The organism is Peribacillus sp. NPDC055009, assembly GCF_053608705.1.
Genome location: NZ_JBSGVZ010000027.1, coordinates 22,015 through 33,358, shown reverse-complemented (window position 1 = coordinate 33,358; position 11,344 = coordinate 22,015). Strand labels below are relative to the sequence as shown.

General features: G+C 41.5%; 10 protein-coding genes. All 10 read right to left on the bottom strand.

Features of this window, described 5'->3' with window-relative positions; genetic code table 11:
* Window positions 1-6 precede the first annotated feature (6 nt).
* Window positions 7-543 carry a stage V sporulation protein T gene (spoVT, locus tag ACWF5P_RS25115; protein ID WP_063235918.1) on the bottom strand — a complete coding sequence of 179 codons (537 nt, stop codon included), beginning with the start codon at window positions 541-543 and terminating at the stop codon, window positions 7-9.
* A gap of 188 nt (window positions 544-731) precedes the next feature.
* On the bottom strand, window positions 732-4,268 hold the full coding sequence (gene mfd, locus ACWF5P_RS25110; protein ID WP_230178761.1) for a transcription-repair coupling factor: 3,537 nt from the start codon (window positions 4,266-4,268) through the stop codon (window positions 732-734).
* Window positions 4,269-4,428: 160 nt separating this feature from the next.
* The gene (locus tag ACWF5P_RS25105) at window positions 4,429-4,659 is read right to left on the bottom strand and encodes an anti-sigma-F factor Fin family protein (RefSeq protein WP_034316319.1); all 231 of its coding nucleotides are present in this window, start codon (window positions 4,657-4,659) and stop codon (window positions 4,429-4,431) included.
* Window positions 4,660-4,763: 104 nt separating this feature from the next.
* The gene (gene pth, locus ACWF5P_RS25100; protein WP_101225913.1) at window positions 4,764-5,324 is read right to left on the bottom strand and encodes an aminoacyl-tRNA hydrolase; all 561 of its coding nucleotides are present in this window, start codon (window positions 5,322-5,324) and stop codon (window positions 4,764-4,766) included.
* 258 nt (window positions 5,325-5,582) lie between these two features.
* Window positions 5,583-6,221 carry a 50S ribosomal protein L25/general stress protein Ctc gene (locus ACWF5P_RS25095; protein WP_101225935.1) on the bottom strand — a complete coding sequence of 213 codons (639 nt, stop codon included), beginning with the start codon at window positions 6,219-6,221 and terminating at the stop codon, window positions 5,583-5,585.
* A gap of 171 nt (window positions 6,222-6,392) precedes the next feature.
* Window positions 6,393-7,145: an ATP-binding cassette domain-containing protein gene (locus ACWF5P_RS25090; protein WP_402945537.1), complete on the bottom strand. Its 753-nt coding sequence runs from the start codon at window positions 7,143-7,145 to the stop codon at window positions 6,393-6,395.
* 13 nt (window positions 7,146-7,158) lie between these two features.
* Window positions 7,159-7,941 (bottom strand): aliphatic sulfonate ABC transporter permease SsuC, encoded by a 783-nt coding sequence (gene ssuC, locus ACWF5P_RS25085; RefSeq protein WP_434168245.1) that lies wholly within the window; start codon window positions 7,939-7,941, stop codon window positions 7,159-7,161.
* Window positions 7,907-9,079 carry an FMNH2-dependent alkanesulfonate monooxygenase gene (ssuD, locus tag ACWF5P_RS25080; RefSeq protein ID WP_434168244.1) on the bottom strand — a complete coding sequence of 391 codons (1,173 nt, stop codon included), beginning with the start codon at window positions 9,077-9,079 and terminating at the stop codon, window positions 7,907-7,909. Before ssuD ends, ssuC begins: the two co-directional genes overlap by 35 nt.
* Before the next feature lie 12 nt (window positions 9,080-9,091).
* Window positions 9,092-10,072 carry a sulfonate ABC transporter substrate-binding protein gene (locus ACWF5P_RS25075; RefSeq protein ID WP_434168243.1) on the bottom strand — a complete coding sequence of 327 codons (981 nt, stop codon included), beginning with the start codon at window positions 10,070-10,072 and terminating at the stop codon, window positions 9,092-9,094.
* 312 nt (window positions 10,073-10,384) lie between these two features.
* Entirely contained in the window at window positions 10,385-11,338 is a 954-nt protein-coding gene (locus tag ACWF5P_RS25070; protein ID WP_057276495.1) for a ribose-phosphate diphosphokinase, read from the bottom strand.
* Window positions 11,339-11,344: the final 6 nt, after the last annotated feature.

Genomic DNA, 11,344 nt, shown 5'->3' with positions numbered 1-11,344 from the left:
CCAAGGTTACTGTTCCATTTGTCTAGCTAGGAAACTTGCTGCTGTTTCAACCGATTTCTGTTCCACTTCACCAATGGTACTATCTTTAGAGAAAATCAAGACGGCACCAATCGGGTCGCCACTCGCAATGATCGGAGCTGCAGTATAAGATTGGACCTCTTCATCATTGGAATCAACGAATGAAATTTGTCCATTTGGAGACTCCAGGACAGGATTTCTTTCTTCCATGATTTTTTCCACTAGTTCACTAACGCTTTTATTTAAGTATTCTTTTTTGGAGCCGCCTGCCACTGCAATGTAAGTATCCCTATCACAAATCATAACTGGATTTCCAAGGCTATCATAAAGTGCTTCTGCATATTCCCTAGCAAAATCGCCTAATTCACTAATAGGAGAGTATTTCTTAAGGATGACTTCGCCATCCCTATCCACAAATATTTCCAGTGGATCTCCTTCACGGATACGGAGGGTCCTGCGAATTTCTTTCGGGATGACGACTCTTCCTAAATCATCAATTCGGCGAACGATACCAGTTGCTTTCATCTAATGTTGCCTCACTTTCATCTAATTGATTTGATAAATCCTCATTTTGTAGCAAAATCATCACCAGCTATTGTACTTAGTATTTTTCTAATGGTAAGTTCTATGCACTTTGAAAAAATTTTTCTTTTTGTTGCATTTTTTTACCATGGTACCTAAAAAAATTTCTTCAAGAGGACTATCATTCAATTTTAGTTTTTTGTGGCTTGAGTCTCTTTTTTTACATACTGTAAACCCTTGGTCATCTCAAATAAGATATTAAGCCATTTGCTTTGTTCTACGCCCTTTATGTGCAGGACCAGCTTCATTCTATTGCCGTCCATGCCGAAGCCGACCATACGGCCATACTTCGATCCCAGCTCGAACACCTTTTGTCCATCCACATCGCTGCTGACCTTTTCCCTAAGGATAATGCTGATTTCCTGCTTTAATTGTTTAATGCTTTCAATTCCGGCCTTTTCAGCATATACCTTCATTTCGGCAATCATGAATAAAAAGGAAACTTCGTCTGGATACTCTCCGAAACGATCGATCATTTCATCCTGTAATTCTTCCACTTCTTCAAGCGAAGCAATACCTCTGAACCTTTTATACATTTCTATTTTCTGATGTCCATCCATTATGTAGGCATCAGGGATATAAGCATCCACTTCAACATCAATTTCAAGGGTGTTCTTTTCTTCGGCTGGCTGGTCATTACGTTTCGCATCTACCGCTTCTTTCAGCATTTGTGAATACAGATCAAAACCGACTGAATCGATGAAGCCATGTTGTTGAGCCCCCAAGATGTTTCCAGCTCCCCTGATGGATAAATCACGCATCGCGATTTTGAACCCTGAACCCAATTCTGTAAATTCCTTAATGGATTGAAGACGTTTTTCTGCCACTTCAGTCAACACTTTATCTTTCCTATAAGTGAAGAATGCATATGCCACCCGATTGGATCGTCCTACACGCCCACGCAGCTGATAGAGCTGTGAAAGTCCCATTCTATCCGCTTCATTCACGATAAGCGTATTGACATTCGGGATATCAACACCCGTCTCTATAATGGTTGTACTTACCAAAACATCATATTCGCCTTCTAAAAAGCTGAACATGACGGATTCCAGTTCTTGCTCTGTCATTTGCCCATGAGCATAGGTGACACGGGCATCGGGCACAAGCATGGAAATTTCTTCTGCTTTTCTTGCTATATCCTCTACCCGATTGTAAAGGAAGTAAACCTGACCATCCCTGGCCAATTCCCGTTCTATCGCTTCCGTTACCAACGAGCCATTATACTCCATGACATAAGTTTGGATCGGGAACCGGTTCTCAGGCGGTGTTTCGATGACGGACAAATCCCTCACGCCCAACATGGACATATGAAGGGTTCTTGGAATCGGCGTCGCAGTCAAAGTCAGTACATCCACATTAGTTTTTAACCGTTTGATCTTTTCCTTATGTGTAACGCCAAAGCGCTGTTCTTCATCAATGATTAGTAATCCCAAATCGCGGTACACGATATCTTTGGATAAAATCCTATGCGTACCAACCACAATATCCACCGTGCCGGCCTTCAATCCTTTAATCGTCTCGGTTTGCTGTTTTTTAGTCCGGAAACGGCTCATATGACCAATCGAAATCGGATAATCTTGAAAACGCTCCCTTAATGTTTCATAATGCTGCTGGGCGAGGATTGTGGTCGGAACAAGAAATGCAACTTGCTTGCCATCCATTATGGCTTTAAAAGCGGCCCGGATGGCCACCTCTGTCTTCCCATATCCAACATCACCGCATAATAAACGATCCATCGGCCGTTCCCTTTCCATATCCTTTTTGATTTCGACGATGGAACGTAATTGATCTTCCGTTTCGTTATAAGCGAATGATGTTTCGAATTCCCTCTGCATATCACCATCAGGTGAAAAGGCATAGCCCTTTGCCGCTTCTCTTTCTGCGTATAACTTGATTAAATCATCGGCAATATTTTCAACGGATGATTGAACCTTGCTTTTGACACGTTTCCATTCCGTTCCGCCTAGCTTATAAAGCTTCGGTTCCTTTCCTTCAGAACCGACATATTTTTGGACAAGATCAATCTGGTCGACAGGAACATACAATTTGTCATCCGCTTGATAACGAATATTCAGGTAATCTTTATGGACCCCGTTGATCGTAAGGGTCTCAATACCCAAGTATTTACCGATTCCGTGGTTAACATGAACGACATAGTCACCGATCTTCAGTTCGGAATAACTTTTGATTCGCTCCGCATTCGATAGTTTCTGTCTCCGTATTGATTTCTTTGACTTCTTATTGAACAATTCCGTTTCCGTTATGATACTGAATTTTTGCATAGGTAATTCAAAGCCGCTATTCAGACTGCCGCGTAAAATCTGTACTTTACCTGGAAGAATGCTGTCCGCATTAAACAGTTCTGCGGCCTCTATATCATAATCGGCCAAAACCGAATGCAGCTTTTTTACCCGTTCTTCATCCTGTCCAAGTATGACGACTGTGTATTTACCTTTTTTCCAACGTTCCAGTTCAGCTTTGAACACATTCATCTGTCCATGGAAATTTTGCATTTGTTTACTGGCAAAATTCAGGATATTCTGAGGATTCGTATGCGGTACATGCCGTAAAAACAATGAAAGGTATACAAACGGCCTGCTGGATTTCACTATTAATTCCTGCATGGGATGAGCCAATTTTATATCATGGATAATTTGTCCCTGACTTAAAAGGTCTGTGTACCACCCAGCCTCTTCCTTTTCCAAAGAATCATTGATTTCCTGGATTCTACTGATTTCATCTAAGAAAACCAAACCATTTACCGGTAAATAATCTATTAAACTAGCTGGATCCTCATACGCTAAACTTAAGTATTTAAAGATTTTGTCAGGTATATTTCCCATTTTCAGCTGTTCAAGTTCATAACTGATCGTTTGAACCAGCTGTTCCTTAGTTTTCTCGTCTTTAAGTTTTTTCAAGCTTTTACTTAATCCGCTCTCGAGCCTTGTTATGATTCTTTCGATATGCTCTGTCTCTAGCAAAGCCTCACTGACGGGACCAATCGTCACCTTCTTGAGTTTCTCGATGGATCGCTGATCTTCGCTTGAAAAGGTCCTTATTGAATCTATTTCGGTATCGAATAATTCAATTCGTATTGGATTAGGTTCGGTGATCGGATAAATATCGATTATGCCGCCCCTGATACTGAATTCACCTGGAGAAGCAACCATTTCAGACCGGTTATAACCCATGGCAATGAATTTATTAAGCGTTGATTCAAGCTCGATGTCTTCCCCTAAATTAAATGCTAGCTGATGCCTCTTCCAAATATCCTTTGGAGGAAGCACACGACGTACCCCTGGAATTGGCGCAATGACAATCCCTTTCTTTCCTTCCGCCCAAAAGTTCAATGCCTCTACACGTTGAGCCCTTAATTCCGGGCTGGCTACACTCAAATCAGCCGCTATCAATTCATTGGCTGGATATATATATAATTCTTCCTCGGGAATGAAACTGGATAAGTCCTCATGGAATTTTTGTGCTTGCAATAAATTATGGGTAACCAATAAAATAGGCCTATTCGTCTTTTCATATACGGAAGCCAGCAATAGTGATCTCGAGGAACCTGTCAGACCAGAGACAATTTGCTCCTTAAGTCCTTCATCGATGCCGGCTATTAACGAATGAACATCATCTTGTTTGGAGAACAAGTTCTGTAATCCATTCATTTTATTTCCCCCCTCTCTTAACGTGCGAAAAACATTTGAATTCTTTGTATTAGAACTTGGCCATTTAACCAAGCGTCCTTTTTATTAAAGGCACTTTTTTGTGCCCTGGATTCCAGACAAACGGAAAAATGCTTTGGATTTTGTCCAAAGCCCTCTCCCGCTAATGAATAATATAATCGTTTTCATATAAATCAGGGTTTCTTTGCAGCGATTCATGACAGTCTTCACATATCGCCCTTACATGCATATCCCCTTCAGAATCATAAACGATCATCTCTTGTCGCTCTTCATCGGTAAGTTGATTAAAACCTAACTGCTCCGTACTCAGTGAGTGTGCCTCGATTGAGCCCAGCTTAGTTCCGCAATGTCGGCATCGATAATGGAGAGCCATTTGGTAACCCCCTATTTAGTAATAGTGTTAGTATGTACAAAAATAGAGGGGTTTTATTCAGCGAAACAGGAAGATATTATTCTTTACTTATATCTACTCTCTGCTTATTGGTTATATTCGTTCATTACCTGTAGAAATGGTTTTTCCAACCAGGCTTCACAAGAAGCTGCACTTTTTTCGATCGTTGCACCGACATGATCCCATTCTTCAGGCGAAAAGCGCCCTAAGACATAGTCAGATACTGGAATACGGCCAATCGGGCGGCCAATCCCTATTCTGATTCGATTGAATTCTTGCGTACCCAAATGGGCAATTGAAGATTTTATCCCATTATGACCGCCTGCACTTCCTTTTTGACGAAGGCGAAGCTTCCCTGGAGGCAAATCAAGGTCATCATATATAATGACAACATCCGCGATATCCACCTTAAAGAAATGCATGACAGCCGAAATGGATTCTCCTGACAAATTCATGTAGGTTAAGGGTTTAAGCAATAAAACCTTTTCTCCCTTTACCATTCCTGCACCATAGATCCCCTTATGCTTTGCTTGATCAAGTGGGATCGACCATCTTTTGGATAACTCATCTATTACTTCAAATCCGACGTTATGCCGAGTTTTTTCATATTGTTTACCTGGGTTCCCTAACCCTACAATAATTTTCATGATTCACACTCCGTCATTACGGTTATTTAGGGAGTTACGCTGGGACGAAGTTTTTCCAAGATCATTGACCTTAGAAAAATAGTACCCTAATTTCAACCTTGCCTGCAAGCTACCGGAGAACTAATTAGTAAAAACCCTATTAAAGGAGTCGATCACGAAAAAATGGTCCGGCTTAAATCGATGATCCAGAGATTGAAAAGACGTAACTCGTTAAGAGCTACGCCTATTATATCACGATTCACTTGTTTAATCCCGGCATCATGACTCTGGTGATGCCTTGGTTTCCCTGCCTTCTTCATTTTCAGGGATACCGCCATCTTGCTGTTCACCTGTACTTATTTCCTCTTCCTGACGAGGAGCCAGAACAGATGCAACGACTTCTTCACCATCGTTGTCGATTGTAACTTGTTTATTCGTTTGAATATCTGATATGTAGATTGTATCTCCTACCTGAAGTTCGGTAACGTCAACATCGATGGAGTCAGGAATGTCATTAGGTTTAGCTGTAACAGTCACTTCATGAAGAGACTGCTGAAGGACCCCGCCGTCTTTCACGCCTTTACAAACACCTACAAGGTTAACGCGTACTTGTGCCTGTAATTGGGCGGACATATCTACAATTAAAAAGTCTGCATGATAAATGGAGTTCTTTATTGGATCCTTTTGATAGTCAGAGAGCATGACTTTATAATTCTTACCTTCCAAGTCCAAAGAAATGATTCCATTACGGCCTATTTCCTTGATTGTCTTTTGAAGCTCAATATTATTGACTGAAATGGCCGTACTGTCATTTTTATTGCCATATACTATCGCAGGGATTTCGCCGCTTTCTCTCAAATTCCTTAAATTAGAGTGTTTTGAATCCGTACGTTCTTTTGCAGCTAATATATTACTCATACATCCTCCGCCTTCCTGAATATGAATTGCAAGTTTCTCTATATTTAACATTTCCCTAAATGGCGAAGCATTAAACATGAAAGGTAAAATCCAAAGGGAACAAGAAGGTGATAAACATATGGTAAACATAGGAATTTGCTACAAAAAACTTTTTTCATTTTTTTCTCTGATTCAAGCGTGAATCGCCTTTTTTTCCATTTCCCCCTCAACTTGCATCACCCGGTTAAGGATTTGGGCTGCTAGTGATGAATATTGAATGCTATCCTTTTTCCGCGGTCTCGGCAGATTGATTTCCTTATTCATGACGACTTTGCCTTCTTCGATTAATAAGACACGATCGGCAAGCATTACGGCTTCTTCAACATCATGTGTAACAAGTAAGGCAGTAAAATCCCTTTTCCTCCATAGTTCCTCAATCAGCCTTTGCATGCCAATTCTAGTCAAAGCATCCAATGCCCCTAACGGCTCATCCAAGAGGAGTATGTCAGGTTGGTTCACCAATGCCCTCGCTAATGCCACCCTTTGTTTCTGCCCCCCAGATAAAACGGACGGCCACTCATTTGCTCGATCGGCAAGGCCCACTTGCTCCAGTAATTCCATAGCACTTGGCTTCCAATCCCCTTTTAAGCCTACACCAATATTTTCAAGGATTTTTTTCCAAGGAAACAGCCTTCCATCCTGAAACATCGTACGTGACGATCTATTTAATCCATTCAAAGGCTTTCCATTCACCAGTATCTGCCCGTCCGTCGGCTTTTCCAGTCCTGCCACAAGACGAAGCAATGTGCTCTTTCCACATCCACTTTTGCCGACAATGGCTACGAATTCCCCTTTTTTAAAGGTGAGGTCCATTCCCTTTAATACTTCAAACTCCCCAAAATTCTTTCTTACACCCTGCAACTCCAACGAATTTCCACTTTTCATGCAAATGACCTCCTCATTGGTATGATGGATGCCACTTTAAGCATCTTTTTTCAATTATTTTGGCCGCAACGTCCGATATTTTTCCCAATAAGGCATATAAGAGAATACTGAGAACAACAATATCCATCCTCATGAATTCCCGGGCATTCATAGCCATATATCCTATTCCGGAATTGGCGGATATAGTTTCTGCTACAATTAATGTGACCCACATGATTCCAAGGGAGAAGCGGATACCCACCAAAATGGATGGAAAGGCTGCAGGGAGGATCACATTCCAGAATAAAGAAAAACCACTTAGCCCATAAACCCTCGCCGCTTCGATTAATTCCTTATCCACCGATTTCACTCCATGAAATGTATTTAAATAGATAGGAAACAGAACCCCTAGGGCGACAAGGAAGATTTTCGCTTCTTCTTCTATACCAAACCATAGAATAACCAGCGGTATTAAAGCTAAATGCGGAATGTTACGTAACATCTGAAGCGATGTATCGAATAAGGTTTCTGCAATGGATGATAATCCATTTAATAAACCCAGTACAAAACCAATGACACCGCCTATTAAAAAGCCGATGAAGGCACGCTGAGCACTGATGCCGATATAATCAATAAGTTCACCTGTCTCCAATAAAGCGACACCTGCTTGAAATACTTCAGTCGGGGCAGGCAATATCCGATCCGACAAAATCCCCCACAATGACAACAGCTGCCAAGTTACCAAAAGGATAATGGGCACAAGCCATGATATGAGGTGGAACCTATTGAACTTTTTGTTTAACTTTTTCTGCATCATCAATTTCACTTCCTTTTGTAGGGTAGTGGTCATTAGCCAGTATTTCCCCGAATGGGCTCGTAGCTTTTGAAACGGGAGCTTGCTGCTGTTCAACAGGGAGCAAAGGGAATAATAATTCAGCAACTCTATACGCTTCTTCCAAGTGAGGGTATCCGGATAAAACAAAGGATTCTATTCCGATTTCTTCATATTCCTTCATTCTGGCGGCAACATTTTCAGCACTTCCGACTAGTGCTGTACCGGCGCCCCCGCGCACTAGACCAACACCTGCCCATAAGTTTGGACTGATTTCGAGTGAATCCCTGTTTCCTTTATGAAGTTGCGACATCCTCTTCTGTCCCACTGAATCAAACCGTTCAAAAATCTTTTGTGAATTTTCAATCATTTCATCATCCACATATTTAATGAGTTCGTCCGCTGCCTGCCAAGCTTCTTCTTCCGTTTCTCTTACGATGACATGCATGCGAATGCCGAATCTGACTTCACGTCCGTACTCTGCTGCCTTTTTACGTACCTTTTCAATTTTTTCAGCCACTTGCACCGGCGGCTCACCCCAAGTCAAGTAGACATCAATATGCTTTCCCGATATATCGATGGCTGGATCGGATGAACCTCCGAAATAGAGCGGTGGGTACGGTTTTTGTACAGGTGGCAACAGAATATTTCCACCTTCAACCTTTAAGTGCTCCCCTTCATATTCCACACTCTCACCAGACATTTCCCTTCTCCAGATATCGAGAAATTCATTTGTTTGCTCATAGCGTTCCCCATGATCCAGAAATACGCCATCACCTGCCAATTCGACCGGGTCCCCCCCAGTTACAACATTGATCAAAAGACGGCCATTCGACAACCTGTCGAAGCTTGAAGCCATACGCGCAGCTAAGGTTGGCGACATTAAACCTGGACGGATAGCAACTAAAAATTTCATTCTTTCCGTTGCAGAAATCAATGAAGAACCAACTACCCAAGCATCCTCACAGGATCGTCCCGTTGGAAGCAAAGCCCCTTCAAATCCCAAATGATCAACTGCCTGTGCAATTTGTTTTAAATAAGGAAGTGTAATCGCTCTCCCTCCCTTTGTCGATCCTAAATAGCGACTTTCCCCATGTGATGGCAAAAACCAAAATACTTTCATTTTATTTCCCCCTTAATTTTTTTTAACATCTGCAGATGCATCTAGAACATTAATTTTGCTTGGAATTAATTTAAGATTGTAAAATGTATCGGCAATATTTTGTTGATCATCCAAAACCGTACTGGAAATCTCCTCAAGTCCGTATTCTTTTCTATTTAATGTTTTTTCTAATGCCTCCACACTCATTCCAATTTCCGGAGATAAAAACTCAGCGACATCCCCTGGGTTTTCTTCAATCCATTTATCAACTTTTATCAGTTCTTCTTTGATGATCTTCAAAGCCTCTTCGTTCCGGGCAAATGAATCAGTTGCCAAGAAGAATTCTCGATTCGCAACCAGTCCTTCTCCTTCCCGGATCGTTTTCGTTTCAAGCTCCAATTCCGCCGCTGATAAAAATGGATCCCATATTACCCAGGCATCGATTTGGTTTCCTTCAAAAGCAGCTCTCGCATCAGCCGGTGGCAAGTAGACGGGCTGAATGTCATCAAGAGTAAGACCTGCTTCCTCTAACGCTTTGACCAATAGGTAATGAACATTTGAACCTTTATTCAAGCCAACCTTCTTTCCCTTTAACTCTTTCACATTTTTAATGGGTGAATCCTTTTGTACGACTATAGCCTCTCCTGATGGGTTTGCCGGTTGATTGGCAATGTAGACAAGTGGTGCCTTGGCTGCTTGTGCAAATATCGGCGGCGCCTCCCCTGTGTGCCCAAAATCAATGCTGCCGACATTCAAGGCTTCAAGCAGCTGAGGTCCTGCAGGGAATTCAGTCCAATCGACGGTATATCCCACTTCTTTTAAACGTGTTTCCAGATTCCCTTTTGATTTTAAAATATTTAATGTCCCGAATTTTTGATAACCGATTTGGATGGTTTTCTCTGATTCTTTTGCGTCAGCACTTGTGGAGCTGTTCTTTTCCTGCCCACATGCACTCACTATCAGCATGAAGATGCTAAAAATGGATAGGAGCCATATCTTTCGTTTTTTCTTCATATTCTGCACACCCTTCTTAAACTATTTATATAAAAATAAAAGGCTCCTTTCCTTCACCGATAAGACAATAGGGCAAAATGATGCCCAATGTTTTATTGGTAAGTGAAAAGGAGCCTTCGGTAGTCCGATCGGCGTTAACCAGTATGTACCTGCGTTAGTTCAGTTTTTCATTCCATGAATATGAATTGAATTTGTATAGCTATTTTATTATTACTATTCTCATCTGTCAACTAAGAATTAAGTATTTTCTGAAACTTTTAAACAAAAACACGGCGAGCCCGATGGCCCGCCGTGTTTTTGTTTATTATGTTATCAATCGAATAATGTGCTGACTGATTGTTCCTCATGCACACGAATAATTGCCTCTGCAATCAATGGTGCTACAGAAAGTCCAGTAATTTTATCGATTTTCTTATCTTCAGATAGGGCAATCGAGTTAGTCACGACCAATTCCTTGATCGTTGAATTTTGAATCCTTTCGATGGCAGGACCTGAAAGGACTGGGTGTGTACAACAAGCATAAACTGCTTTAGCGCCATTCTCCACAAGGGCATTGGCCGCTAGTGTGATAGTTCCTGCAGTATCGATGATGTCATCAATCAGTATTGCTGTCTTCCCTTCAATATTACCAATGATGTTCATGACTTCAGCCACGTTCGGTCTTGGACGGCGCTTATCGATAATGGCGATCGGCGCTTTTAGGCGATCGGCCATTTTACGGGCACGAGTTACACCGCCATGATCTGGGGAAACGATGACGATATCACTTAAATCTTTTTCCTTGAAGAAATCAGCTAAAATCGGAACAGCAACAAGGTGATCGATCAGAATATCGAAGAAACCTTGAATTTGTGGTGCGTGAAGATCTAATGTGATTACACGGTGGGCACCAGCCGTTTCTAAAAGATTTGCGACAAGTTTAGCTGTAATTGGTTCACGCGCACGCGCTTTACGATCTTGTCGGGCATAACCGTAATATGGCATTACAATATTGATCGTTTTAGCTGAAGCACGTTTAAGAGCATCGATCATAATTAAAAGTTCCATTAAATTTTCATTGACTGGTTGGCTTGTTGATTGGATTACGTATACGTCACAGCCACGAATACTTTCTTCAATATTAATCTGAACTTCACCGTCACTGAAACTTGTTACGCTACATTTTCCAAGTTCAACACCGATTGCAGCAGCAATTTCCTGAGCTAAATCGAAGTTTGAATTTAAAGAGAATACTTTTAAATTAGGATCTAAATACTGATTTGACATGATGAC